Origin of the sequence: Streptomyces sp. NPDC048383 (assembly GCF_040651775.1) — a bacterium.
Lineage (GTDB): Bacteria > Actinomycetota > Actinomycetes > Streptomycetales > Streptomycetaceae > Streptomyces.
Genome location: NZ_JBEZKS010000022.1, coordinates 15,668 through 39,414 on the forward strand (window position 1 = coordinate 15,668; position 23,747 = coordinate 39,414).

The window sequence follows — 23,747 nt, forward strand, 5'->3', positions numbered from 1 at the left end:
GAACCGTCCGGCAGGGCTGTCGTACGCGGGGGGTTGACCCGGCCGTAACGGCTGGCGGGCCCGTTCAGATGTGGGCCGCGCCCGCCCCGGCATTGGCGTTGGCGCCGCGCTTGGTGAAGCAGGCCACGACCGCGGCGAGCACCGCGACCGCGCCCGCGACGGTGAACGCCGTGCTCATGCCGGACACGAAGGTGTCGTGCGCGACGGTACGGATGGCCTCGGCGACCTGCTCGGGAGCGCCCGGCGGGACGGGTGCGAGGCCGACCTGGACGCCCTTCTCGGCGAGTTCGAGGTCCGCGGGGGCGAGCGCCGGCAGCTGCGCCCGCGCCCACCTGTCCCCGAACGTGTTACCGACCTCGGCCGCCATGACCGCTCCGAGGACGGCGGTGCCGAGGCTGCCGCCGACCTGCATGGCGGCCTGCTGGAGCCCGCCGGCCACGCCGGAGAGCTCCAGCGGGGCGTTGCCGACGATGACCTCGGTGGCGCCGACCATCACCGGGGCGAGGCCGAGGCCGAGGAGGGCGAACCACAGGGACATGGTGAGGGTGCCCGTGTCGGGCGTGAGCCGCGCCATCCCGAAGCAGGCGACGGCGGTGGCGACCATCCCGGCGACGAGCGGCGCGCGCGGGCCGACCTTGGTGATGGCGATGCCCGCCAGCGGCGATCCGATGATCATCATGCCGGTCAGCGGCAGCAGGTGCAGGCCGCTGTCGACCGGGCTCATGCCGTGCACGTTCTGCAGGTAGAAGGTGACGAAGAACAGGCCGCCCATGAAGGCGAAGGCCATCAGGACCATCAGCACCGTGCCCGCGGACAGCGGCAGCGAGCGGAACATGGTCAGCGGGATCAGCGGCTCGGCGACCTTCGACTCCCACACGGCGAAGAGCACGAAGCAGATCACGGAAAGAGCCAGGAACAGCAGGGTCTTGGCGTCGCCCCAGCCCCACTCGGCCGCCTTGATCAGCGCCCAGATCAGGGAGAACATCGCGACCGACAGCAGGGCGATGCCGGGGAGGTCGAAGGAGCGCGGCGCCTTCTCGGCCCGGTGGTCGAGCAGGATGAACAGGCCGAACACCAGCGCGACGATGCCCACGGGCACGTTGATGAAGAAGACGGACTGCCAGCTCACGTGCTCCACGAGCAGGCCGCCCACGATGGGCCCGGCGGCGGTCGAGGCGCCGATCACCATGCCCCAGATGCCGATGGCCATGTTCAGCTTCTCGGCGGGGAAGGTGGCGCGCAGCAGGCCGAGGGCCGCGGGCATCAGCAGGGCGCCGAACAGGCCCTGCGCGACGCGGAAGCCGATGACGAGGCCCACGCCGGTGGACAGGCCGATGGCCGCCGAGGAGACGGCGAAGCCGGCGATGCCGATGAGGAAGGTCTGGCGGTGTCCGAAGCGGTCGCCGAGCTTCCCCGCGGTGATGAGGGAGACCGCGAGGGCCAGCAGGTAGCCGTTGGTGATCCACTGGACCTCGGCGAGGCTGGCGCCCAGGTCCTTCTGGATCGCGGGGTTGGCGACGGCGACGATCGTGCCGTCCAGGGTGACCATCATGACGCCGATCGCCACGGCGAACAGCGTGAGCCACGGGTGGCCGCGAAGGCCGGACCGGTCCTGCGCCGGGCCGGGTTCCTTACCCGGTACCTGGTCGTGGACGGTGATCTGACTAGTCATGCGAACAGGCTAATGACAGCGACTGACACTTCACAGACGGCTCAACGCCCCGGTTTTTGTCGCGTGGGTCACAGGTACCCTGACCGCTCACTCTGCGTCAGAAAGGACCCCCACGGTGATGACCGATCCGCGACCCGCACCGACCGCCCCGGCAGCGGCCGGACTGCGCGAGCGCAAGAAGCGGCGCACCCGGGACGCCCTGCTGCGCGCGGCCCTCCTGCTCTTCATCTCCCAGGGCTACGAACGGACCACGGTCGACGAGATCACCGCCGCCGTGGACGTCTCCCAGCGCACCTTCTTCCGCTACTTCGCGAACAAGGAGGAGGTCGCCTTCGCCGTCCAGGACCTGGTCGAATCGCACTTCGTGGCCGAACTGCGGGCCCGCCCCGCCGCCGAGGGACCCCTCACGGCGATGCGCCGGGCGGTCCTCGCCGCCTGGGACACCGTCGAGGAGGCCATCTCCGAGGTGGTCCCCGTCGACCTGTACATGCGGGGCTACCGGCTGATCGAGTCCACACCCGCGCTGCTCGCCGTCCACCTGCGGCGATCCACCGAGCTGGAGGAGCGGATCGCCCGGCTGATCGCCGCCCGCGAGGGCCTGGACGTGGACGTCGACCCCCGGCCCCGGGTGGCCGTCGCCGCGTTCTGCGGCGTGATGCGCGTCACCGGACGGCTCTGGGGGCAGGGCGAGGACGCCAGCGTGGACGCCATCCGGCGGATGACCGAGGCCTACCTCGACCAGATCGAGGCGGCCCTCGCCCCGCACTGGCGCCCCACCCCCGCCGACCTCCCCTGACGGCCGGTCCAGGACCGGCCGGCGCCGCCCCGGGGGACCACGCCCGTCCGGCCGCGGCCGGATCGCGTCGCCCGCGCGGGCGCGAACGACCGACCGCGACGCTGCGTCGCGGGCGGCGCCGCCGGATGGCGGGCACCGTCCCACGACCGGCCGTGAGCCCCATCACCCGGCGCGCCAGGGGCTCCGGCGGTCTTTTAGTCTGACTCCAGTGAAACTGTCCGGCCCCGCCTCCCTCGCCGCCGCGGTACCCGCGCGCCCCGTCGCCGCCGTGCGCACGCTGCTCGTGCTCGGGGTCGTCCTCGTCATGCTGGCCACCACCGGCTGGACGGCCGTGCACCGCCCCGAGGCCGGCACCCCGGCGCGGGCCGCCGCGCTCGCCGCGTGGGCCGTGGCCCGGATCGACGGTCGGGCCGTGCCGCCGGTCGACGCACCCGTACGGACGGTGTCCCGCTTCTTCGCCGGCCTGGACGGTGCCCAGCGGACCCGGCTCGCCACCGGCTACCCCCTCGTCGTCGGCAACCTCGACGGGGTGCCCGCCCAGCTGCGCTACGAGGCCAACCGCACCTCCCTGGACCGGGCCGAGCGCGTGGAGCGGGAGCGCGCCGACGACGTCGCCCTCGCCCCGGCCGACCGGGCCACGGCCATCCGGCGCGCCCACCGCTTCGCGTCGCTGGCCGAGCCCGGCCGGCAGATCCTCACTTTCGACCCCACCGGCAGCGGCCTCGTCGCCGAGGTCTTCGGCGACCTCGACCGGGCCCGCCGGGTCTCGGTGATCGTGCCCGGCGTGGACACCGACGCCGTCACCTTCGAGCGCAGCCAACGCCGCCTCACCGCCCCCGCCGGCATGGCGGAGTCCCTGTACGCGGCCGAGCGCGCGGCCGCGCCCGCCGACGCCACCGCCGTCATCGCCTGGGCCGGCTACACCGCGCCCACCGGCGTCGGCATGGACGCCGCCACGGGCCGGCTCGCCGTCCAGGGCGCGGCCCGACTGCGGTCCATGGCGGCCGCCCTGCCCGGGGACGCCGGCGTGGCCCTGTTCTGCCACAGCTACGGGTCCGTGGTGTGCGGGGTCGCCGCCCGCGGGCTGCCCCGCCGGGTGACGGACGTGGTCGTCGCGGGCAGCCCCGGCATGCGCGCCGGGAACGTCGCCGAGCTGGGGACGAGCGCCCGGGTGTGGGCCATGCGGGACGAGGGCGACTGGATCGAGGACGTGCCGCACCTGGAACTCGGCGGGCTGGGCCACGGGGCGGACCCGGTGTCGCCGGAGTTCGGCGCACGGGTGCTGTCCTCGGCGGGCGCGAAGAGCCACACCGGCTATTTCGAGCCAGGCACCGCCTCCCTCGACAACTTCGCCCGGATCGGAACCGGCGCGTTCGGTTCCATCGCCTGCGCGGGCGACGGCGACGACTGCCGCCGCGGAATTTCCGGCACGGAGGGTGACTGACGGGGAGTCGCGCGGACCCGCCCCGCCCCTCACCGGCAGAACCCCGGAAAAAACCTGGTCCCCCGACGAGGAAGACGTGCGGGGCCGCGTCCCTTTACGATGTGCCGCATGGGTGACGTACTGGCCGGAAATCATGCCGTCTGGGAGTTCGACTCGGACTCGGTGCTCATCCGCTTCGCACGGGGGATGCGAACACCACGGCTCTGGCACGCGCTGGGCCCGCGCAGGATCCCCCTCGAAGCGTTGTCCGGGGCGAACGTGAGCGCGGGCCGAAGGGACACGGTGATCCTGCGCGCCCAGCCACGGCCCGGCGCCGACCCGCTGATGGAGGCGGCCGCCGGGCAGCTCAAGGACGTCTGCGACCCGTACCGGCTCGTCCTGCCCCGCGACCGGGCGGCCGACGCAGACGCCTTCGCGGGGATCCTGCGCGAACGCCTCGGCCCGGACGCCGACGAGCCCGCCGACCGGTTCCTCGTCGACGTGCCCCCGCCGCCGCTCCAGCTCAAGGCCTATGACGCCCGCGTCGGCTTCGACGGCGCCGTCGTGACCCTCCAGTGGTCGCGCACGGGTGCCACCAGCGCCAAGTGGAAGGCCGGCGACCAGCGGTACCCGCTGACCTCCCTGACCGGCGTCGAGTGGGCCTCCCCGGACCGCCCGGGCGGCGGCCACCTGCGGTTCCTCCCCCGCGACACCACCACCGACGCCCGCCCCGACCACGACCTCGCCGCCGCGGTCTTCGGCGTCGGCTACGGAGCCGTCCACGAGTCGCTGCCCTTCGCCGCGGCCGTCCTCGCGGCCCTGCGCGCCCGCACCCCCGTCGCCTCCGTCCCGTCGAGCGGTCCGTCCGAGGACGACCGCCTGCGCCACCTGACGGAGCTCCACGGGGCGGGCCTGCTCACGGACGCCGAGTACTCGGCGCTCCGGGCGCGCTTCACCCCCTGACGGGGGCGCGGCCTCAGGCCTCGCGGGCCGCCGAGGTCGAGCTCATGTCCGGGTAGCGGTCGCCCGCGACGCCCGCCGCGATCGGCTCCAGCAGGGCCAGCTCCGGGGCCGTCAGGGTGATCCTGGTCGCCGCCGCGTTCTCCGCGACCCGCTCCGGCCGCCGCGTGCCGGGGATCGGGACCACCGTCAGGCGGTGGACCGCCGACCGCTGCTGCACCCACGCCAGCGCGACCTGCGCCGGCGTGACCCCGTGCGCGGCCGCTATCCGCCGCACCGGAGCCAACAGCTCCGCGTTCGCCCGGGCGTTGTCGCCGGTGAACCGCGGCTGGTACCGGCGGAAGTCGCCCTCCGACAGCTCCGCCGAGGCGTCCGCGAAGGCGCCGGTCAGGAAGCCGCGCCCGAGCGGGGAGTACGGGACGAAGGCCACCCCCAGCTCCGCCGCCGCGCCCACCGCGCTGCGCTCGACGTCCCGGCTGAACAGCGACCACTCCGACTGGAGCGCCGCGATGGGATGCACCGCGTACGCCTCGCGCAGTTCGGCCCCGGTGACCTCGCTGAGTCCCAGGTGCCGCACCTTCCCCTCGCGCACCAGCTCGGCCATGGCGCCCACCGACTCCGCGAGCGGCACGGCCGGGTCCCGGCGGTGCATGTAGTAGAGGTCGATGACGTCCGTGCCGAGCCGCCGCAGGCTGTCCTCCACGGCCCGGCGGACGTACGCCCGGTCGTTGCGGACGCCCCGGTGGTGGAGGTCGTCGGTGCGCTCGATGCCGAACTTCGTGGCGAGGGTGATCGCGTCCCGGTGGGCGGCCACGAAGGGAGCGAGGAACTCCTCGTTGACGCCGCGCCCGTAGACGTCCGCCGTGTCGAAGAGCGTGACCCCGGCGTCCAGCGCCGCGTCGAGGGTCGCCCGGGCCGCCGTCTCGTCGGTGTCCCCGTAGAACTCGCTCATCCCCATGCAGCCGAGGCCCTGGACACCGACGACCGGGCCCCCCTCGCCCAGTTCGGTCCGCTCGATGGTGGTGTGCCGGTGCTGCTGGTTCTGCTCGTGCTGATCGTGCTCCGTCATGACCGTGCCTTCCCCGCGACCGTGCGCATCTCGTACATCCCGATCTTGAAATCCAGTACGCCGAGGGCGTCCGTCAGCTCCGTGATCCGGGACCGCACCGCGGTACGGGTGCGTTCCAGCAGCTCACGGCGTTGGTCGACGGTGTGCTCGCCCTCGCGGACCAGTTCGGCGTACCGGACCATGTCCGCCACCGACATGCCGGTGGCGCGCAGCTTGCCCACGAAGGACAGCCAGTCGAGGTCCCGGTCGCTGAACCGGCGCTGCCCCGAGTGCGAGCGGTCCACGTGCGGCATCAGGCCGATCCGCTCGTACCAGCGCAGCGTGTGCTGGGTCAGGCCGGTCCGGGCCTCGACCTCGCTGATCGTGTACCGCGTCTGCGTCAGGGTCATGGCTCCACGCTAAAACCTTGGAGTGCACTCCAAGCAAGTAGGCTCGGCCGCACGAACAGCGCGCACGACGCGGCGGGCACGAAGAGCACGGGGACGGCAACGGCATGGACAGTCTGCGGATCATCGACACCTGGCCGGTACCGACCGCCGCGGCCGCCGTCGTGCGCGCCGACGGCACCCTGGTCGGCTCGCACGGACCCGTCGAGCAGCGCTTCCCGCTGGCCTCGGTCACCAAGCCGCTCGCCGCGTACGCCGCCCTCGTGGCGTACGAGGAGGGCGCGATCGAGCTGGACGAGCCGGCCGGCCCCGAGGGGTCGACGGTCCGTCACCTGCTCGCGCACACCAGCGGGCTGGCCTTCGACGAGCACCGCGTGATGGCCCCGCCCGGGCAGCGCCGGCTGTACTCCAACGCCGGTTTCGAGGTGCTCGGCGACCACATCGCGAAGGCGACCGGGATCCCCTTCGCCGAGTACCTGCACCAGGCCGTGTTCGAGCCGCTCGGCATGGCCTCCTCCGCCCTGGAGGGCTCGCCCGCGAAGGACGGCGTCTCCACCGTCGCCGACCTGGTGCGCTTCGCCGCCGAACTCCAGGCGCCGCGCCTGCTGGACGTGCGCACGGTCGCCGGGGCGACCTCCGTGGTCCACCCGGGCCTCAAGGGCGTGCTACCCGGCTACGGGCACCAGTCCCCCAACGACTGGGGCCTCGGCCTGGAGATCCGCGACGGCAAGTCCCCGCACTGGACGGGCCTGAACTCCTCGCCGCGCGCCTTCGGGCACTTCGGCCAGTCCGGCACCTTCCTGTGGGTGGACCCGGACGTCGGCGCCGCGTGCGTCGCGCTGACGGACCGCGCGTTCGGCCCGTGGGCCGCGCAGGCCTGGACCCCGTTCACCGACGCGGTCCTCGTCGAACTGCGCGGCTAGCCGGCCGGCGGTTGGCGGGGCGTCACAGCGGCAGCTCCAGGATCAGCAGCTCCCCCGGGGAACCCGCGGTGACCTCCAGCCCCTTCTCGGCGGTGATCCGCGCCGAGTCCCCGGGGCCCAGCTCCTCCCCGTCGAGCCGCAGGTCCCCGCGGACCACGTGCAGGTAGACGCGTTCCGCGTCCGGTACGGGGACCCGCCGACCCGCGGCCGGCCGCCGGACGTGCAGCACCGCGCCGGCCGCCGGTACCTCGTACGGGGTGCCGTCGGCGAGGCCGCGGACCAGGTCGTACGAGGGTTCCCCACCGGCGGCGAGCGGCGCCAGCCACAGCTGCACGAACCGCAGCGGCACCGCCCCGTCGTTGCGCTCCACGTGCCGGGCCCCGGATCCGGCGCCGAGCCGCTGCACGTCGCCGGGCCGCACCAGGCCCGTGCCGCCGTTGACGCCGTCCCGGTGCGTGAGCTCGCCCTCGACCACCCAGGTGAGGATCTCGGTGTTGCTGTGGGGGTGCTCGTCGAATCCCGCGCCGGGCGCGAGGCGCTCCTCGTTGCAGGCGAGCACCGGGCCGAAGCGGATGTTGTCCGGGTCGTAGAAGGACCCGAAGGAGAAGGCGTGCCCGGTGGTGATCCCGGCGCCCGGATCCCCTCCCGCGTACCGGTCGGCGGCTCGGCGTACATCAATCATGGGGGCCACCGTAGCCCGGGGGGCGGGCCCCGGCGCGGGACCGGAGTCCGCGCCGGGGCGCTGATAAGGCAGTCTTGTCCCGTGCCCCAACCCGAACGTGAGCAGTCACCCGAGACCCGTCCCGCGCATCCGGCCCACCCGCACGCGGCGACGCTGCGCCGGCTGGAGAAGTCCTCCGGCCGCCTCGCCGCCAACGCCATCGCGCGCATGGACGAGACCCTTCCGTGGTACCGGGCGATGCCGCCGGAGAACCGGTCGTGGATCGGTCTGGTCGCCCAGGCCGGCATCGCCGCGTTCACGGAGTGGTTCCGGCACCCCGAGACCCCCCAGGCGATCTCCACCGACGTGTTCGGGACGGCTCCGCGAGAGCTGACCCGGGCGATCACCCTGCGTCAGACCGTCGAGATGGTGCGGACGACGATCGAGGTCATGGAGACCGCGATCGACGAGGTCGCGGCCCCCGGCGACGAGTCGATCCTGCGCGAGGCCCTGCTGGTCTACGCCCGGGAGATCGCCTTCGCGACCGCCCAGGTGTACGCGCAGGCCGCCGAGGCGCGCGGGGCGTGGGACGCCCGCCTGGAGTCACTCGTCGTGAACGCGGTGCTGTCGGGCGAGGCCGACGAGGGCGCCCTGTCGCGGGCCGCCGCGCTCGGCTGGAACTCGCCGGAGCACGTGTGCGTCGTGCTGGGCACGGCGCCGGACGGGGACAGCGAGCTGACGGTCGAGGCGATCCGGCGCGCGGCCCGCCACCACAAGCTCCAGGTGCTGACCGGGGTGCTCGGCGACCGCCTCGTGGTGATCGCGGGCGGCAGTGACAATCCGATGCAGGTGGCGAAGTCGCTGATCGGGCCGTTCGCGGCGGGTGCGGTGGTGGCCGGGCCGGTCGTCCCGGACCTGTTGAACGCGACCAAGTCCGCCCAGGCGGCGGCGGCCGGCCTGAAGGCCTGTACGGCCTGGCAGGACGCGCCCCGACCGGTGCTGGCGGACGATCTCCTGCCGGAGCGCGCGATCGCGTCCGATCCCTCGGCCAGGGAGCAACTGGTGGAGGAGATCTACAGACCACTGGAGGAGGCCGGCTCCGCCCTCCTGGAGACGCTGAGCGTCTATCTGGAGCAGGCGAGCAGCCTGGAGGGGGCCGCGCGCATGCTGTTCGTGCACCCCAACACGGTGCGCTACCGGCTGCGACGTGTGACCGACGTCACCGGATGGTCGCCGTCCGATGTGCGTTCGGCCTTCACGTTGCGAATCGCCCTGATCCTGGGACGTCTGGCCGACGGGGATCCGCAGTCCTAGACTTTTGTCGGACATCAACAATTACCCCGACGGTTCTTCGTCCCTGTCCCCACGGGCGGCGGGGACCATCCACAAGAGAGAGTGTGAGGGTGCTCGTACTCGTCGCTCCAGGCCAAGGCGCTCAGACGCCCGGCTTCCTGACTCCCTGGCTCGAACTCCCCGGTGCCGCCGACCGCGTCGCCGGCTGGTCGGACGCCATCGGGCTCGACCTTGCCCACTACGGCACGAAGGCCGACGCGGACGAGATCCGTGACACGGCCGTGGCACAGCCGCTGCTGGTCGCAGCGGGTCTCCTGTCCGCTTCCGCGCTCGGCGCGTCCTCGGCGTTCGGCGCCGTGGCGGGCCACAGCGTCGGCGAGATCACCGCCGCCGCGGTCGCGGGCGTCCTGTCGGACGCGGACGCGCTGTCGTTCGTCCGGACCCGCGGTCTGGGCATGGCCGACGCGGCCGCCGTCACCGAGACCGGCATGGCCGCCGTCCTCGGCGGCGACCAGGACGTGGTCGTCGCACATCTGGAGAAGCTGGGGCTCACCCCGGCCAACATCAACGGAGCGGGCCAGATCGTGGCCGCCGGTACCGCCGAGCAGATCGCCGCCCTGGTGGACGAGAAGCCCGAAGGCTCCATGAAGGTCGTCGCCCTCAAGGTCGCGGGCGCCTTCCACACGCACCACATGGCCCCCGCGGTCGCCGAGCTGGAGAAGGCCGCCCAGGCCCTCACCCCGGCCGACCCGGTCCTGAAGTACGTGTCGAACAGGGACGGCCTCGTCATCGATTCGGGCGCCGACGTCGTCGCCCGCCTGGTCGGCCAGGTCGCGAACCCGGTCCGCTGGGACCTGTGCATGGAGACGTTCGCTTCGCTGGGCGTTTCCGGGATCGTCGAACTGTGCCCCGGTGGCACGCTGACGGGTCTGGCCAAGCGCGCCCTCAAGGGTGTGCCGAGCGTGGCCCTGAAGACCCCGGACGATCTCGAAAAGGCCGCGGCGCTCCTCGCCGAGCACGCGGCCTGAGAGAAGGAGCCCACACAGCATGTCCAAGATCAAGCCGGCCAAGGGCTCCCCGTACGCCCGCATCCTGGGCGTCGGCGGCTACCGTCCGACCCGCGTGGTGCCCAACGAGGTCATCCTGGAGACGATCGACTCGTCCGACGAGTGGATCCGGTCCCGGTCCGGCATCGCCACGCGCCACTGGGCCGGGCCGCACGAGACGGTCGCCCAGATGTCGGTGGAGGCCTCCGGCAAGGCGCTGGCCGATGCCGGGATCGCGCCGGAGCAGATCGGCGCCGTGATCGTCTCGACGGTCTCGCACTTCAAGCAGACCCCTGCCGTGGCGACGGAGATCGCGCACCGGGTCGGCGCGGTGAAGCCCGCCGCGTTCGACATCTCCGCGGGCTGTGCCGGTTTCGGCTACGGTCTGACCCTCGCCAAGGGCATGGTCGTCGAGGGTTCGGCGCAGTACGTCCTCGTCATCGGCGTCGAGCGGCTCTCGGACCTGACCGACCTGGAGGACCGCGCGACGGCCTTCCTGTTCGGTGACGGTGCGGGCGCCGTGGTCGTGGGCCCCTCGGACGAACCGGCCATCGGCCCCACGGTGTGGGGTTCGGAGGGCGACAAGTCCGACACCATCAAGCAGACCGTGCCGTGGGACGAGTACCTCGGCAAGGGCGGCGGGGAGAAGTTCCCGGCCATCACGCAGGAGGGTCAGGCGGTCTTCCGCTGGGCCGTCTTCGAGATGGCCAAGGTGGCCCAGCAGGCGCTCGACGCCGCCGGGATCACCGCCGAAGACCTGGACGTCTTCATTCCGCACCAGGCGAACATGCGGATCATCGACTCGATGGTGAAGACTCTCAAGCTGCCGGAACACGTCACGGTCGCCCGTGACGTGGAAACCACCGGCAACACGTCGGCCGCCTCGATCCCGCTCGCTATGGAGCGGCTCCTGGCGACCGGAGCGGCGAAGAGCGGCGACACCGCGCTCGTCATCGGCTTCGGGGCGGGACTCGTCTACGCCGCGACGGTCGTTACCCTCCCCTAGGGTCGGAATCCGTTCCGCCCCTGATCAACCCATTCAGCTATAGAAGGAGCGCCACATGGCCGCCACCCAGGAAGAGATCGTCGAAGGTCTCGCCGAGATCGTCAACGAGATCGCCGGCATCCCGCAGGAGGACGTCCAGCTCGACAAGTCCTTCACCGACGACCTGGACGTCGACTCCCTGTCCATGGTCGAGGTCGTCGTCGCCGCCGAAGAGCGCTTCGACGTCAAGATCCCGGACGAGGACGTCAAGAACCTCAAGACGGTCGGCGACGCCGCGGACTACATCCTGAAGAACCAGGCCTAAAGCCTGCCGAGCGTTTGTCGCCACCTGGCGGTGGCGCCGTGACAATTCAGCACCCCCTGAGACGTGGAGAAAGAATTCCTGTGAGCCCGACCAATCGCACCGTGGTCGTCACCGGTATCGGCGCAACCACTCCGCTGGGTGGCGACAGCGCTTCGACCTGGGAAGGCCTGCTCGCCGGCCGGTCCGGTGTCACGCCCCTGGAGGGCGAGCGGTTCGCCGAACTTCCGGTCCGCATCGCCGCGCAGGCTGCCGTGGATCCGAGTGAGGTACTGCCCCGCCCCCTGGCCCGCAAGCTCGACCGATCGGCGCAGTTCGCCGTCATCGCCGCCCGTGAGGCCTGGGCGGACGCCGGGTACACCGCGCCGGCGGGCGAGGACGAGTCGATCGTTCCCGAGCGACTGGGCACCGTGATCGCCTCCGGCATCGGCGGCGTCACCACGCTGCTCGACCAGTACGACGTACTGAAGGAAAAGGGTGTGCGCCGGGTCTCCCCGCACACCGTCCCCATGCTCATGCCGAACGGCCCATCGGCCAACGTCGGCCTGGAGGTCAACGCCCGCGCCGGTGTGCACACCCCGGTCAGCGCGTGCGCGTCGGGCGCCGAGGCCATCGGCTACGCCGTCGAGATGATCCGTACGGGCCGTGCCGACGTGGTCGTCGCCGGCGGTACGGAGGCGGCGATCCACCCGCTGCCGATCGCCGCGTTCGCCAACATGATGGCGATGTCGAAGAACAACGAGGACCCGACCGGCGCCTCCCGTCCGTACGACAAGGGCCGTGACGGCTTCGTCCTCGGTGAGGGCGCGGGCGTCGTGGTGCTGGAGTCCGCCGAGCACGCCGCGAAGCGCGGCGCCCGCGTCTACTGCGAGGTGCTGGGCCAGGGCCTGTCCGCGGACAGCCACCACATCGCGCAGCCGGAGCCGACGGGCCGCGGCGTGGCGGCCGCGGTGCAGAACCTGCTCGACAACACCAACCTGGACCCGTCCGAGCTGGTGCACCTGAACGCGCACGCCACCTCGACCCCGCAGGGCGACACGGCCGAGCTGAAGGCCCTGCGCAAGGTCCTGGGCGACGACCTCGACCACATCGCGATCTCCGCGACGAAGTCGATGACCGGTCACCTGCTGGGCGGCGCGGGCGGCATCGAGACGGTCGCCACCGTCCTCGCGCTGTACCACCGGATCGCCCCGCCGACGATCAACGTCACCGAGCTCGACGACGACATCGACGCGGACATCGTGCGCGGCGAGCCGCGCAAGCTGCCCGTCGACGGCCCGATCTCGGCGATCAACAACTCGTTCGGCTTCGGCGGTCACAACGTGACGCTCGCGTTCCGCAGCGTCTGATCCGCGGTCCCGTACGACGTGAAGGGCCCCGCCCGGCTGCTGCCGGGCGGGGCCCTTCACGTACCGACCTCGGGCGGGGCCGTCAGACGACCTGGTGGAGCCAGCGAACCGGGGCGCCCTCGCCGGCGTACCGGAAGGGTTCCAGTTCGTCGTCCCAGGGCTTGCCGAGGAGTTTGGCGATCTCGGCTTCCAGGTTGGTCTCGCCGCGTACGGAGCGGGCGAGGGCGGCGCGCAGCCGGTCCTCGGGGATCAGGATGTCGCCGTGCATGCCGGTGACGGCGTGGAAGATGCCGAGTTCCGGGGTGGAGCTGTAGCGCTCGCCCTCGGCGGTCGGACAGGGTTCGGCGGTCACTTCGAAGCGGAGCAGGTGCCAGCCGCGCAGCGCGGAGGCGAGTTGGGAAGCGGTGCCCGCCTCGGCCTGCCAGGAGAACTCGGCTCTCCAGGTGCCGGGGGAGGCGGGCTGACGGATCCAGTCGAGGTTCACCCGCACCCCGAGCACGCCCGCCACAGCCCATTCCACGTGCGGGCAGAGCGCGCGCGGCGCGGAATGCACGTACAGAACTCCACGTGTCGTCACCGGGACCTCCAGTGTGGGACGAGGTCGGGAATAAACTCCATAAAACGGACAGTATGTGACGTGATGTAATGTAACGGAAATTATTTGACATTGCGCATCGGCACTGGCGGCCGAAACGCCACGGGAAAAAGCTACCGTGCGCCAAGGGTCATGGTGTGACGTACGGTCGCTCGGAGGCCGTCGAACGCCGAGCATTCACTCAGCAGGACGTCCCCGGAGGACCGGGGGCGACGAGGGAGGACCACCCCATGCGCACCACCGCTCCGCGCCGCCGCGCGCGCCGGGCCCTCGCGGGCGCGGGCGTGGCGGTGGCCGCCCTGGCCGCGTCCCTCACGGCCTGCGACGGGAGCGGTCCGGCGGACGGGGGCGAGCGGGGGGCGCAGTCCGCGCCGCGCTGGAACACGGCGCCCACCTCGATCGCGGCCGTCGGCGATTCCATCACCCGGGGCTTCGACGCGTGTTCGGTGCTGGCGGACTGCCCGGAGGCGTCCTGGGCGACCGGGAACGACCCCTTGGTCCGCTCCCTCGCCGCGCGCCTGTTGGGCGAGGCGCAGGCGCCGTCGCGCAGCTGGAACTACGCGGTGACCGGCTCCCGGATGGCGGACCTGTCGGCGCAGCTGACCGCGGCGGCCGCACACAAGCCCGACCTGGTCACGGTGATGGTGGGCTCGAACGACGCCTGCCGGCCGACGGCTTCGTCGATGACCCCGGTGGCGGAGTTCCGCGACGGGTTCGACAAGGCCCTCAAGGAGCTGCGGGCGGCCTCGCCGACCTCCCAGGTGTACGTGTCCTCCGTGCCCGACCTGCAACGGTTGTGGGAGCAGGGCAAGGACACCCCGATGGTGCGGCAGATCTGGAAGCTGGGGATCTGTCAGTCCATGCTGGCCGAACCGCTGTCGGTGACCGCCCGGGCCACGGCCCGCCGGGAGCAGGTGCGGGCGCGGGTGGTCGAGTACAACGAGGTCCTGCGCGAGGTCTGCGGGAAGGACGCGCTGTGCCGCTACGACGGTGGCGCGGTGTTCCAGTACCCGTTCGCGGCGGATCAGTTGAGCCACTGGGACTGGTTCCACCCGGGCAAGGACGGGCAGGCACGGCTGGCCGAACTGGCCCACCGGCAGGTGACGGCGGCCGAGCCGCCGCGTTGACGCGGAGGACCGGAGGCGGGTGTCAGGTCCCGCCTCCGATCCGTTCCGGGGGCCGCGCGAGGGTCGACTTCAGGCCATTCGGCCTCTCGGCGTGTCGGGCGGCGGAGGGCGCGGGGTCCGCGCCGGGGCCGCCGGGTCGCGCGACGGCGGTTCGGGTGACGGCGCGTCACGCGCCGCCGGACCCGGTCCGGCCCGGGTCAGGTCGAGCCGAGCCGAGCCGGGTCCGCCCGGCTCAGGCCAGGTCGAGCGTGGCCGTCAGACGCGTGTCGGCGTACGAGCGGCTCGCGCGGACCTCGTAGCGGCCGCCGATCCGACGCCAGTCGCGGGCCTCCTCGTCCCAGATCTCGAAGGTGCGGGCAGGCAGGGCGATGTCCACCTCGACGCTCTCCCCGGGGCCGGCGTCGACGCCCGCGAAGCCGGCCAGCCAGCCGGCGGGCCGCTCCACGCTGTCGGCGACGGGCGCCAGGTAGATCTGGACGACCTCGCGGCCCGGCCGGGTGCCGGTGTTGGTGAGCCGGACCCGCACGCCCTCGGGGCCGGCCTCCAGGGATTCGTACGCCCAGTCCGTGTAGCCGAGCCCGTGTCCGAAGGGGTAGGCGGGCACGACGGAGTGGGCCTCGTAGGCCCGGTAGCCGATGAGGAGCCCCTCCGCGTACTCCAGGCGCCCCCCGGTCGGGATCACCTCGGTGACGGGCGCGTCGGCGAGGGCGACGGGCCAGGTGGTGGGCAGGCGCCCGGCGGGCTCGGCGTCCCCGAGGAGCACGTCGGCCAGCGCGGCCCCGCCCTCCTGCCCGGGGAACCAGGTCAGCAGGACCGCGGCGACCTCCTCGCGCCAGGGCAGCTCCACCGGGGAGCCCGCGTTGACCACGACGACGGTGTTCGGGTTCACGGCGGCGACGGCCCGCACCAGGTCGTCCTGACGGCCCGGCAGGGCGAGGTCCTCGCGGTCGAATCCCTCGGACTCGACCCGCTCGGTGGTGGCGACGACCACGATGGCGGTGTCGGCGTTCCGGGCGGCTTCCACGGCCTCGACGATCAGGTCGTCGGCGTCGCGCCGCGGGCCGAGGTGGAGCAGCGAGAACATGATCGCCTTGAGCGGCATCGCCCCCGTGTCGGGGACCTGGTAGGTCAGCGACACCTCCACGGGCCGACCCTCGGTCAGCGGGATCCGGGCGCGTTCGCTGGGGGCGCCGAAGAAGGCCTCGAAGGGGTCGGCCTCGTCGCCCGGTTCTTGGACGCCCTCCCACAGGAGCTGACCGTCGACGGTGAGGGCGAAGGCGCCCAGTCCCCGGGTGCCGAAGGCGTGGTCGCCGCTCTCGCGCGGCAGGAAGGTGCCGGTGACCTCGATGCTCGCCATGGTCCCGTACGAGACCCCCACGGGCAGGTCCTCGCCGATCCACTGGACCTGGCCGCTCGGCAGGCCGCCCTCGCCGAGGACGGCGCCGGAGGCGTCGCGGCAGACGGCCCGCAGGGTGAAGCCCGTGTCGGCGGGGGCGAGCTCGTCGCTCGGGTCGGCGCCGACGGCGAAGGTCAGGGCGCCCTCCGGGAGGGCCGCGGTGAGGCCGCCCAGCGGGGTGATCAGCCGCTCGGGGAACACGGTGGCGCTGCCGCCGCCGAGGATGCGCGCGTCGCGGGCGGCGGCGCCGAGCAGGGCGACGGTACGGCCGCCGGCGAGCGGCAGCGCGCCGCCCTCGTTGCGTACGAGGACGAAGCCGCGGGCCGCGATCTCCCGGGCCAGGGCCTGCCCGTCCACGGCGTCCGGCACCTCGGTGACCGCGGGCGGGGCGCCCTCCAGGACGCCCACGCGGGCGGCGAGGCGCAGGACGTTGCGCACGGCGGAGTCCACCGCGGACTCGGGGACCTCGCCGGCCCGGACGGCCGCGGCGAGGGCGGGGCCGTAGACGGTGTCGGGGCCCGGCATGGCCACGTCGAGGCCGCCGAGGATGTCACCGGTGGTGGAGCGGGCCGCCATCCAGTCGGAGACGTTGTACCCGTCGAAGCCCCACTCGTCGCGCAGGACCTCGTTGACCAGGTGGGCGTTCTCGGTCATCGAGGTGCCGTTGATCCGGTTGTAGGAGGTCATGATCCCCCACGGGTGGGCGTTGGCCACGATGGCCTCGAAGGGCGCCAGGTACAGCTCGCGCAGCGGGCGCGGGGCGATGACGCAGTCGACGGTGAAGCGCTCGGTCTCCGCGTCGTTGCCGACGAAGTGCTTGACGGTGGTGCCGACCCCGCCGTCCTGCACGCCGTTGACGTAGCCGCTGCCGATCTCGCCGGTCAGGTACGGGTCCTCGGAGTAGCACTCGAAGTGCCGCCCGCCGAGCGGCGAGCGGTGCAGGTTGACGGTCGGCGCCAGGAGGACGTGGACGCCCTTGCGGCGGGCCTCCTGGGCCAGCAGGCGGCCCGCCCGGCGGGCGAGGGCCGGGTCCCAGGACGCGGCCAGGGCCGTCGGCGAGGGCAGGGCGATCGACGGGTCGTCGGCGGTCCAGCGCACGCCGCGCACGCCGATGGGGCCGTCGGACATGATCAGGGAGCCGAGGCCGATCTCGGGGAGGGCGGGCAGGGACCACATGTCCTGACCGGCCAACAGGCGGGTCTTGGTGTCGAGGTCCAGCTTGCCGAGCGCCGCCTCCACGGCGTCCTCGCGGATCCGGTCCCCGCTCGGGTCGCGGGTCTCGTTCCGGATCTCGTTCCGGATCTCGTCGCGGGTCCGGTCGCCGTTCTGGGCAGCATCGGTCACGGCCGTGCCTCCTCGTTGGGTGCGGTGCGGTGGGTGCGGTGGGTGCGGTGGCCCCATGGTGGACCTGTTGCCTGGTGAACGGTAGGGTTCGTGATGGGTTCGTGACATTCGAATGCCGTACGGTCCTGCTGGCGGGCGAAACGGAAGGGGTGCCGGCGATGGCCAGGGCGAGGAGCGAGGAGCGGCGCGGCGAGATCGTCCGCGCGGCGGTCGAGGTGATCGCGGAGCGGGGGTACCGGGGCGCCGCCCTCGGTGCGGTCGCCGAGCGCGTGGGGCTGACCCAGCAGGGGCTGCTGCACTACTTCCCGACCAAGGAGTCCCTGCTCGTGGCGGTGCTGGAGGAACGCGACCGCTGGGACACCGGGGGCGGCTCGCGCGTCGCGGGCGGCGCCTGGCGGCTGGACCTGCTGGATTCGCTGGTCGAGTACAACGCCATGCGGCCCGGCATCGTGCAGACCTTCTCCGCGTTGCTGGGCGAGAGCGTGACCGACGGCCACCCGGCCCGGGACTTCTTCACCGAGCGCTACGCGCAGGTGCGCGGCGAGATGGCGGCGGTGCTGCGCACCGAGTTCGGGGAGCGACTGCCCTCGGGCCTGACCCCGGAGGAGGCCGCCCCGCTGCTGACGGCGGTGATGGACGGCCTCCAGTACCAGTGGCTCCTCGCCCCCGAATCGGTGGACATGCCCGCCGCGTTCCGCTCCTTCCTGACCCTGCTCCGGGGCCCCGGGCCCGCCAACTGACCCGGCCGGACGTGCGGATACCTTGATCGGCGACCAAGTCGTCCGAGAACGGGGAGTTTTCATGAGCACGTCCGCAGTACTGAGGAGGGGCGCGGGGGTCCTGACCGCCCTGCTGCTCGCCACCGGCCCGGGGGCGCCGTCGGCCACCGCCGCCACGACGCCGTACCAGGTCATGTCCTGGAACATGTGCGGCTCGCAGCGCGCCACGTGGCACTGCGAGGGCACCGGTACGCCGCAGCAGAAGATCGACGTGGTGAAGGGCCAGGTCCGGGACCAGGGCGTGCGGGCCGTACTGCTCCAAGAGGTCTGCGAGGACGACCTCACCGCCCTGATGACCCAGTTGGGCCCGGACTGGACGAAGAGCTTCGCCCCGTACCAGTGGTCCCAGGGCGCCGCCGGCAAGTGGAACAGCCGCTGCGGCGAGGACACCGGGCGGGCCGACCGGATCGGTACCGCGATCGTGCTCAAGGGGCAGCTGACGGACGCCCGGGAGTACCCGACGACGCAGCCGTACGTCGGCCAGCAGCGGCCCTTCCAGTGCGCCACGTCGGCGGAGCTGAAGGTCCGGTTGTGCAACGTCCACCTCTCGCCGCTGGGCAGCAACCCGGACCACCCGACGTGGGACTACCGGGACGACCAGCTCAAGGAGATCAAGGCGGTCGTGAACACCTTCCCGGGCACGGTCTTCGGCGGGGACTTCAACGCCCTCCCCCCCGACTCCACGAACCCCAAGGACGCCTGGGTCTGGCCCGCCGGTCTCTACACCGCACGCCCCGAACTGGACGGCGGCTACCGGGAGTGCGACCAGAGCGGCACCGCGCGCACCGGGCGGGCCACGCACGGCTCCGGCGCGAAGATCGACTACCTGTTCAGCAGCGAGGTCCGGCGCGGATGCGCGGTGACCGACTCGCCGTACTCCGACCACCACGTCGTGGTCGAGTCCCTGGAGGCGCGGTTCGTCGCGTCGCCGGTCAAAACGGCCGGGGCCGGCACGTGAGGATCGCCGCCGCGCAACTGAGCTGCGTCCCCGCCGACATCGGGGCCAACGCCGCGCGGGCGGCGGGCCTGGCCGCCGCCGCCCGCGCACAGGACGCCGAGCTGGTCGTGTTCCCCGAGTTCACGCTCACCGGCTACGAACTGGAGGCGCTCGCCGCCGATCCGGGGCTGTGGACCGCCGCCGACGACCCCCGCCTGGACCCGCTGCGCTCCGCGGGCGTCGCCGTCGCGGTCAACGTGGCGCTGCCGGCCGCCGACGGGGGCCGGCCCTTCATCGCGACGCTGGTGTACGGCGCGGACGGCGCGCTGCTGACCACGTACCCGAAGCAGCACCTCTACCAGCGGGAACACGACGCCTTCCGGGCCGGCACCGGCGACGGACGCTTCGAACTCGGCGGCATCCGCTTCTCGTTGGGCGTCTGCTACGACAACCACTTCCCGGAGCTGACCGGCCGGGCGGCGGCCGACGGCTGCCGGGTCCACCTGGCGAGCACCCTGTACGGCTCGGGCGACGGGATCGCCGAACGGGCCCGGATCTACCCGGGCATCGCCCGGGACCACGGCCTGTACGTGGTCCTCGCCAACCACGTCGGCCCGGCCGGGCGGTGGACGGGCTGCGGCCGTTCGGCCGTGTGGGCCCCGGGCGGGACGCTGCTCGCGGAGGCGGGCCCGACGCGGGAGGGCGTGGTGACGGCGGAGGTGCCCGCCGAGGATCCCGCCCGGCCCACCGCCTGACGGGAGCCCGCCCGACGGGACCGCCCGCGCCGCCGCCCGACCCGTCGGGCGGCGGTCAGCCGGCGGCGGCCGGGGCAGGGGTCGGTAGGAGGTGTCGGCTTCCCCAGGCGCCCAGCGCCTCCAGGGCCGTGTTCAGTTCCTGGCCGAGGGGGGTCAGCGAGTACTCCACTCGGGGTGGGACCTCGTCGTACACCTCCCGGTGGACGATTCCGTCCGCCTCCAGCTCGCGCAGTTGCGCGGCGAGGACCTTCTCCGAGACGCCCGGGACCAGTCGGCGCAGCTCGCCGAAGCGCCGCCCCGGATGCTGGTCCAACTCCCACAGCAGCGAGACCTTCCACTTGCCGTCGATCACCGACATCGCCGCGGCGATCCCGCAGTGATCCGCCCCGGGCCTGCGTGTCAGCGCCATCGCGCACCCCTCCCCACCTGCTCGCTCACTTCGAGGTAACCACCCACTCCGAAGTGCGTACTTGAGCGGTTCACCGCCTGCCACCAGGCTAAACGGCATGACCGACACGCACACCCCGCAGACCCCGCTCACCCTCCTCGGCCTCGGCGCCATGGGGACCGCCCTCGCCCGCACCTGGCTCGCCGCCGGGCACCCGCTCACCGTCTGGAACCGCACCGCCGCCAAGGCCGAGGCCCTGGCCCCCGAAGGCGCCCTCGTCGCCGCCGACCCCGCCGCCGCGGTCGCGGCGAACGACCTGATCGTGCTCTGCCTGCTGGACGACGAGTCGGTCGACGCCGCCCTCGACGGCGTCGACCTGAACGGCAAGGACCTGGTCAACCTCACCACCGGCACCCCCGCCGAGGGCCGGGCCCGAGCCGCCTGGGCGCAGGCCCGCGGCGCCCGCTTCCTGGACGCCGGGATCATGGGCACGCCATCGATGATCGGCGCCCCGACGGCCGGCGGCTACGTCTTCTACAGCGGCTCGCGCGCCCTGTTCGACACCCACCGGGGCGCCCTGGAGGTCCCGGCCGGGGCCCGCTTCGTCGGCGAGGACCCGGGGCACGCGGCCCTGCACGACGTGGCGCTGCTCAGCGCGATGTACGGGCTGTTCGCGGGGATCTCGCACGCCTACGCCCTGATCGAGGGCGAGGACATCGCCCCCGCGAGCCTGTCCCCGCTGCTGTCCGAATGGCTGGGCGCGATGGGGTTCTTCGTCGGCGACGCCGCCGAGCGGCTGGCCTCCCGGGACTTCACCTCAGGGGTCGAGTCCAACCTGGCCATGCAGGTCACGGCCGGTGCGACCCTGCTGACGACCGCCGCCGAGCAGGGCGTCAGCGCCGAGCTGATCACCCCGTACCTGGACCTGATGCGGGAGCGACTGGCCGCCGATCCGGCCGCCCACGCGGGCGAGGACACCACCGGGGCGATCACTCTGCTGCGCCGCAGGGCGGCGTGACCTCCGGTCCGCGGGCCTACGCGTACGAGGACGGCGGCGGGCCGAAGCCCGGGACCGGGGGCGCCTGGCCGAACCCGCCGGGCCCACCCTTCGCGTCCGGCGCCCCGCCCGTCGGGGGCTCCTCGTCGGCGCCGACCAGTTCGCGGGCCATCAGGGTCGCCCCGGCCACCGCGCCCGGCATCAGGAACACGGCGATGAACGGGACGAGGAACACCAGCACCAGCGGCACCCCGAAGCCGAGGGCCAGCGCGCGGCGCCCCCGCAGCAGGGTCAGCTGTTCGTCGAGGTCCACGCGGCGCCGCTGGAGGGCGACGGAGGTGAGCTCCTGGGTGAGGAAGAAGCCGGAGACGCAGAACCCGAGGGCGGGGACGACGGTCTGGCCGATCACGGGGATGAACCCGAGGGCGAACAGCAGGATGCCGAACAGGGCCACGCGCAGCAGCAGCCGCAGGCTGTCCCGGGCGGAGATCCAGAGGTCCGCCCACAGGGAGCGGCCCGACTCGGGGACCTCGCCGCCCTCGGTCCGGTCCACCTGCTCGGAGAGCGACTCGTAGAAGGGCTGGCCGACCAGCAGGGTCACCGCGGTGAAGGTGATCACGGCGAGGAACAGGCCGAGGGCGAAGACCAACGCGGTCAGCGTGCCGCGGAAGACGTCGAGCCACGGCGAGGACCAGTCCGAGGCGAAGGGCGTCGCCCAGGCGGTGAAGTCGTCGGCGCCGTGGAACAGCCCGATCAGCGCGCCGACGTACAGCACCAGCGCGACGAGGCCCGGCAGCAGGCCGAAGCCCAGCCAGCGGCCGTGTCCGAACACCCATCGCTGTCCGGCCAGCAAGTACCGGAAGCCCCCCGCAAGATCACGCATGGGGTCAGTTTACGGCGAAGGCCGCACCCCTCCGGGAGGGGTGCGGCCTTCGCCGCGTACGGCGGGTGTCAGACGGCCAGCTCGACCGTGATGTTGCCGCGGGTCGCCTTGGAGTACGGGCAGACCTGGTGGGCCTTCTCGATGAGGTCCTTGGCGGTGGCGGCGTCCACGTTGGGGATCACGGCGGAGATCTTGACGATCAGGCCGAAGCCGTCGTCGTTCTTGCCGATGCCGACCTCGGCGGTGACGGTGGAGCCGGAGATGTCGGCGTTCTCGTTCTTCGCGACGACACCGAGGGCACCCTGGAAGCAGGCGCTGTAGCCGGCGGCGAACAGCTGCTCGGGGTTGGTGCCCTCGCCGTTGCCACCGAGCTCCTTCGGCGGGTTCACGACGACGTCGAGCGTGCCGTCGCTGGTGGCGACGCGGCCGTCACGGCCGTTCTCGGCGGTGGCCACGGCGGTGTACTTGACGTCGGACTGGGTGATGGACATGAAAGCAAATCCTCCGGATGAATCGCCGTGATGCGCGCCCACGATCACGACGGTGTGCAGTGAGCCTAACCGGTGAAGGAAACGATCATCTTTCCGGTGTTCTCGCCGCGGAGCATTCCGAGGAAGGCCGAGGTGGCGTTCTCGACGCCTTCGACGACCGTCTCGTCGTAGCGGAGCTCGCCGGAGTTCAGCCAGCCGGCCACGTCCTGGACGAACTGCTGCTGGAGGTCGGAGTGGTCCCCGACGAGGATGCCCTGGAGCCGCAGCCGCTTGCCGATGACCATCATCAGGTTGCGCGGGCCCGGTGCGGGCTCGGTGTCGTTGTAGCCGGCGATGGCGCCGCAGAGGGTGGCGCGGCCGTGGACGTTCAGCGAGGAGATCGCTGCCTCCAGGTGGTCTCCGCCGACGTTGTCGAAGTAGACGTCGATGCCTTCGGGGGCGGCGGCGCGCAGCTGCTCGGCGACGGGGCCGTTCTTGTAGTTGAAGGCGGCGTCGAAGCCGTACTTCTCGGTGAGGAGCGTCACCTTCTCGTCCGAGCCGGCGGAGCCGATCACCCGGGAGGCGCCCTTGATCTTCGCGAACTGGCCGACGAGACCGCCGACGGCACCGGCGGCGCCGGAGACGAAGACGGCGTCGCCCTCCTTGAAGGAGGCGACCTCGAAGAGGCCCGCGTAGGCGGTCAGGCCGGGCATGCCGAGGACGCCGAGGTAGGCGGAGAGCGGGGCGAGCTTCGCGTCGACCTTGGTGGCGTACTTCGCGTCGAGCTCCGCGTACTCGCGCCAGCCGAGGTGGTGCAGGACGTGGTCGCCGACGGCGAAGCCCTCGGCGGCGGAGGCGACGACCTCGCCGACCGCACCGCCCTGCATCGGCTCGTCGAGCTGGAAGGGCGGTACGTAGGACTTGGTGTCGTTCATCCGGCCCCGCATGTACGGGTCGACGGACATGTGCAGGTTGCGGACCAGGATCCGGCCGGGCGCGGGCTCGGCGGACACCGGAACCTCGCGCAGGGCGAAGTCCTCGGCGACGGGCCAGCCCTGCGGGCGGCGGACGAGGTGCCATTCGCGGCTGACGGCAGGGATCTCGGACATGGGGCACTCCTGATGACCTGAGGGGGAGGACGGTGTCGCACCCGAAAGTGCTTCACCACATGAAACAACCATGCAGCTGGAT

At 72.7% G+C, this 23,747-nt stretch carries 24 protein-coding genes; 14 read left to right on the plus strand and 10 right to left on the minus strand.

From position 1 onward, the window contains the following. Nucleotides 1-64 precede the first annotated feature (64 nt). A complete protein-coding gene (locus tag AB0D46_RS17395) occupies nt 65-1,672 on the minus strand; it encodes an MFS transporter (RefSeq protein ID WP_362878227.1) in 1,608 nt (535 codons plus the stop codon). Nucleotides 1,673-1,790: 118 nt separating this feature from the next. Here AB0D46_RS17395 and AB0D46_RS17400 point away from each other — a divergent pair, with 118 nt between their 5' ends. The 3 genes from AB0D46_RS17400 (at nt 1,791) to AB0D46_RS17410 (ending at nt 4,854) form a co-directional block, all read left to right on the plus strand. Then, nucleotides 1,791-2,468 (plus strand): TetR family transcriptional regulator, encoded by a 678-nt coding sequence (locus AB0D46_RS17400; protein ID WP_362878228.1) that lies wholly within the window; start codon nt 1,791-1,793, stop codon nt 2,466-2,468. A 304-nt stretch (nt 2,469-2,772) separates the two neighbouring features. Beyond that, a complete protein-coding gene (locus tag AB0D46_RS17405) occupies nt 2,773-3,912 on the plus strand; it encodes an alpha/beta hydrolase (RefSeq protein ID WP_362878371.1) in 1,140 nt (379 codons plus the stop codon). Between the two features lie 108 nt (nt 3,913-4,020). Further along, the gene (locus AB0D46_RS17410) at nt 4,021-4,854 is read left to right on the plus strand and encodes a DUF4429 domain-containing protein (RefSeq protein ID WP_362878230.1); all 834 of its coding nucleotides are present in this window, start codon (nt 4,021-4,023) and stop codon (nt 4,852-4,854) included. A 13-nt stretch (nt 4,855-4,867) separates the two neighbouring features. On the opposite strand, the gene AB0D46_RS17415 is transcribed toward AB0D46_RS17410, so the two are convergent. Then, on the minus strand, nt 4,868-5,920 hold the full coding sequence (locus AB0D46_RS17415) for an aldo/keto reductase (protein ID WP_362878231.1): 1,053 nt from the start codon (nt 5,918-5,920) through the stop codon (nt 4,868-4,870). Further along, nucleotides 5,917-6,309 carry a MerR family transcriptional regulator gene (locus AB0D46_RS17420; RefSeq protein WP_362878233.1) on the minus strand — a complete coding sequence of 131 codons (393 nt, stop codon included), beginning with the start codon at nt 6,307-6,309 and terminating at the stop codon, nt 5,917-5,919. Before AB0D46_RS17420 ends, AB0D46_RS17415 begins: the two co-directional genes overlap by 4 nt. A gap of 104 nt (nt 6,310-6,413) precedes the next feature. Here AB0D46_RS17420 and AB0D46_RS17425 point away from each other — a divergent pair, with 104 nt between their 5' ends. Next, nucleotides 6,414-7,229 (plus strand): serine hydrolase domain-containing protein, encoded by an 816-nt coding sequence (locus tag AB0D46_RS17425; protein WP_362878235.1) that lies wholly within the window; start codon nt 6,414-6,416, stop codon nt 7,227-7,229. A 22-nt stretch (nt 7,230-7,251) separates the two neighbouring features. Here AB0D46_RS17425 and AB0D46_RS17430 read toward each other — a convergent pair whose 3' ends face one another. Continuing rightward, nucleotides 7,252-7,911 (minus strand): pirin family protein, encoded by a 660-nt coding sequence (locus tag AB0D46_RS17430; protein WP_362878237.1) that lies wholly within the window; start codon nt 7,909-7,911, stop codon nt 7,252-7,254. Between the two features lie 81 nt (nt 7,912-7,992). Here AB0D46_RS17430 and AB0D46_RS17435 point away from each other — a divergent pair, with 81 nt between their 5' ends. From AB0D46_RS17435 to fabF, 5 genes are all read left to right on the plus strand, one after another. Continuing rightward, nucleotides 7,993-9,204: a helix-turn-helix domain-containing protein gene (locus AB0D46_RS17435; protein ID WP_362878239.1), complete on the plus strand. Its 1,212-nt coding sequence runs from the start codon at nt 7,993-7,995 to the stop codon at nt 9,202-9,204. Between the two features lie 89 nt (nt 9,205-9,293). Further along, a complete protein-coding gene (locus tag AB0D46_RS17440; protein WP_362878240.1) occupies nt 9,294-10,211 on the plus strand; it encodes an ACP S-malonyltransferase in 918 nt (305 codons plus the stop codon). 19 nt (nt 10,212-10,230) lie between these two features. Continuing rightward, nucleotides 10,231-11,235: a ketoacyl-ACP synthase III gene (locus AB0D46_RS17445; protein WP_362878242.1), complete on the plus strand. Its 1,005-nt coding sequence runs from the start codon at nt 10,231-10,233 to the stop codon at nt 11,233-11,235. Between the two features lie 55 nt (nt 11,236-11,290). After that, nucleotides 11,291-11,539, plus strand: a complete 249-nt coding sequence (locus AB0D46_RS17450) for an acyl carrier protein (RefSeq protein WP_281206279.1) — start codon at nt 11,291-11,293, stop codon at nt 11,537-11,539. An 80-nt stretch (nt 11,540-11,619) separates the two neighbouring features. Continuing rightward, nucleotides 11,620-12,885: a beta-ketoacyl-ACP synthase II gene (gene fabF / locus AB0D46_RS17455; RefSeq protein WP_281206280.1), complete on the plus strand. Its 1,266-nt coding sequence runs from the start codon at nt 11,620-11,622 to the stop codon at nt 12,883-12,885. An 82-nt stretch (nt 12,886-12,967) separates the two neighbouring features. Here the strand turns inward: fabF and AB0D46_RS17460 are convergent, their stop codons facing one another. Beyond that, nucleotides 12,968-13,462, minus strand: a complete 495-nt coding sequence (locus AB0D46_RS17460) for a DUF3145 domain-containing protein (protein WP_362878244.1) — start codon at nt 13,460-13,462, stop codon at nt 12,968-12,970. A 248-nt stretch (nt 13,463-13,710) separates the two neighbouring features. Between AB0D46_RS17460 and AB0D46_RS17465 the strand changes: the two genes are divergently transcribed. After that, nucleotides 13,711-14,607, plus strand: a complete 897-nt coding sequence (locus AB0D46_RS17465; protein WP_362878245.1) for an SGNH/GDSL hydrolase family protein — start codon at nt 13,711-13,713, stop codon at nt 14,605-14,607. 232 nt (nt 14,608-14,839) lie between these two features. On the opposite strand, the gene AB0D46_RS17470 is transcribed toward AB0D46_RS17465, so the two are convergent. Further along, the gene (locus tag AB0D46_RS17470) at nt 14,840-17,293 is read right to left on the minus strand and encodes a glycoside hydrolase family 3 C-terminal domain-containing protein (RefSeq protein ID WP_362878373.1); all 2,454 of its coding nucleotides are present in this window, start codon (nt 17,291-17,293) and stop codon (nt 14,840-14,842) included. 212 nt (nt 17,294-17,505) lie between these two features. On the opposite strand from AB0D46_RS17470, the gene AB0D46_RS17475 reads away from it, so the two are divergent. From AB0D46_RS17475 to AB0D46_RS17485, 3 genes are all read left to right on the plus strand, one after another. Further along, entirely contained in the window at nt 17,506-18,087 is a 582-nt protein-coding gene (locus tag AB0D46_RS17475; RefSeq protein WP_362878375.1) for a TetR/AcrR family transcriptional regulator, read from the plus strand. Nucleotides 18,088-18,148: 61 nt separating this feature from the next. Beyond that, nucleotides 18,149-19,084 carry an endonuclease/exonuclease/phosphatase family protein gene (locus AB0D46_RS17480; protein WP_362878247.1) on the plus strand — a complete coding sequence of 312 codons (936 nt, stop codon included), beginning with the start codon at nt 18,149-18,151 and terminating at the stop codon, nt 19,082-19,084. Then, a complete protein-coding gene (locus AB0D46_RS17485; RefSeq protein ID WP_362878249.1) occupies nt 19,081-19,818 on the plus strand; it encodes a carbon-nitrogen hydrolase family protein in 738 nt (245 codons plus the stop codon). Before AB0D46_RS17480 ends, AB0D46_RS17485 begins: the two co-directional genes overlap by 4 nt. Nucleotides 19,819-19,873: 55 nt before the next feature. Here the strand turns inward: AB0D46_RS17485 and AB0D46_RS17490 are convergent, their stop codons facing one another. Beyond that, nucleotides 19,874-20,227, minus strand: a complete 354-nt coding sequence (locus AB0D46_RS17490; RefSeq protein ID WP_362878251.1) for a helix-turn-helix domain-containing protein — start codon at nt 20,225-20,227, stop codon at nt 19,874-19,876. 97 nt (nt 20,228-20,324) lie between these two features. Here AB0D46_RS17490 and AB0D46_RS17495 point away from each other — a divergent pair, with 97 nt between their 5' ends. Next, nucleotides 20,325-21,224: an NAD(P)-binding domain-containing protein gene (locus AB0D46_RS17495; protein ID WP_362878253.1), complete on the plus strand. Its 900-nt coding sequence runs from the start codon at nt 20,325-20,327 to the stop codon at nt 21,222-21,224. A 16-nt stretch (nt 21,225-21,240) separates the two neighbouring features. On the opposite strand, the gene AB0D46_RS17500 is transcribed toward AB0D46_RS17495, so the two are convergent. The 3 genes from AB0D46_RS17500 to AB0D46_RS17510 all read right to left on the minus strand — a co-directional run bounded on the left by AB0D46_RS17500 (nt 21,241) and on the right by AB0D46_RS17510 (nt 23,665). Continuing rightward, nucleotides 21,241-22,086 carry an EI24 domain-containing protein gene (locus AB0D46_RS17500; RefSeq protein WP_362878255.1) on the minus strand — a complete coding sequence of 282 codons (846 nt, stop codon included), beginning with the start codon at nt 22,084-22,086 and terminating at the stop codon, nt 21,241-21,243. 68 nt (nt 22,087-22,154) lie between these two features. Further along, nucleotides 22,155-22,577 (minus strand): organic hydroperoxide resistance protein, encoded by a 423-nt coding sequence (locus AB0D46_RS17505; protein ID WP_362878257.1) that lies wholly within the window; start codon nt 22,575-22,577, stop codon nt 22,155-22,157. A 65-nt stretch (nt 22,578-22,642) separates the two neighbouring features. Next, nucleotides 22,643-23,665, minus strand: a complete 1,023-nt coding sequence (locus AB0D46_RS17510) for an NADP-dependent oxidoreductase (RefSeq protein ID WP_362878259.1) — start codon at nt 23,663-23,665, stop codon at nt 22,643-22,645. Nucleotides 23,666-23,747 lie beyond the last annotated feature (82 nt).

Bases quoted from the DNA above. Each gene is read 5' to 3' on its own strand.
- AB0D46_RS17415 (WP_362878231.1), bottom strand. From the start codon at position 5,920: ATGACGGAGCACGATCAGCACGAGCAGAACCAGCAGCACCGGCACACC.
- AB0D46_RS17400 (WP_362878228.1), top strand. From the start codon at position 1,791: ATGACCGATCCGCGACCCGCACCGACCGCCCCGGCAGCGGCCGGACTG.
- AB0D46_RS17445 (WP_362878242.1), top strand. From the start codon at position 10,231: ATGTCCAAGATCAAGCCGGCCAAGGGCTCCCCGTACGCCCGCATCCTG.
- AB0D46_RS17430 (WP_362878237.1), bottom strand. From the start codon at position 7,911: ATGATTGATGTACGCCGAGCCGCCGACCGGTACGCGGGAGGGGATCCG.
- AB0D46_RS17410 (WP_362878230.1), top strand. From the start codon at position 4,021: ATGGGTGACGTACTGGCCGGAAATCATGCCGTCTGGGAGTTCGACTCG.
- AB0D46_RS17505 (WP_362878257.1), bottom strand. From the start codon at position 22,577: ATGTCCATCACCCAGTCCGACGTCAAGTACACCGCCGTGGCCACCGCC.
- AB0D46_RS17405 (WP_362878371.1), top strand. From the start codon at position 2,773: ATGCTGGCCACCACCGGCTGGACGGCCGTGCACCGCCCCGAGGCCGGC.
- AB0D46_RS17395 (WP_362878227.1), bottom strand. From the start codon at position 1,672: ATGACTAGTCAGATCACCGTCCACGACCAGGTACCGGGTAAGGAACCC.
- AB0D46_RS17510 (WP_362878259.1), bottom strand. From the start codon at position 23,665: ATGTCCGAGATCCCTGCCGTCAGCCGCGAATGGCACCTCGTCCGCCGC.
- AB0D46_RS17500 (WP_362878255.1), bottom strand. From the start codon at position 22,086: ATGCGTGATCTTGCGGGGGGCTTCCGGTACTTGCTGGCCGGACAGCGA.
- AB0D46_RS17490 (WP_362878251.1), bottom strand. From the start codon at position 20,227: ATGGCGCTGACACGCAGGCCCGGGGCGGATCACTGCGGGATCGCCGCG.
- AB0D46_RS17420 (WP_362878233.1), bottom strand. From the start codon at position 6,309: ATGACCCTGACGCAGACGCGGTACACGATCAGCGAGGTCGAGGCCCGG.
- AB0D46_RS17425 (WP_362878235.1), top strand. From the start codon at position 6,414: ATGGACAGTCTGCGGATCATCGACACCTGGCCGGTACCGACCGCCGCG.
- AB0D46_RS17465 (WP_362878245.1), top strand. From the start codon at position 13,711: ATGCGCACCACCGCTCCGCGCCGCCGCGCGCGCCGGGCCCTCGCGGGC.
- AB0D46_RS17480 (WP_362878247.1), top strand. From the start codon at position 18,149: ATGAGCACGTCCGCAGTACTGAGGAGGGGCGCGGGGGTCCTGACCGCC.
- AB0D46_RS17495 (WP_362878253.1), top strand. From the start codon at position 20,325: ATGACCGACACGCACACCCCGCAGACCCCGCTCACCCTCCTCGGCCTC.
- AB0D46_RS17475 (WP_362878375.1), top strand. From the start codon at position 17,506: ATGGCCAGGGCGAGGAGCGAGGAGCGGCGCGGCGAGATCGTCCGCGCG.
- AB0D46_RS17450 (WP_281206279.1), top strand. From the start codon at position 11,291: ATGGCCGCCACCCAGGAAGAGATCGTCGAAGGTCTCGCCGAGATCGTC.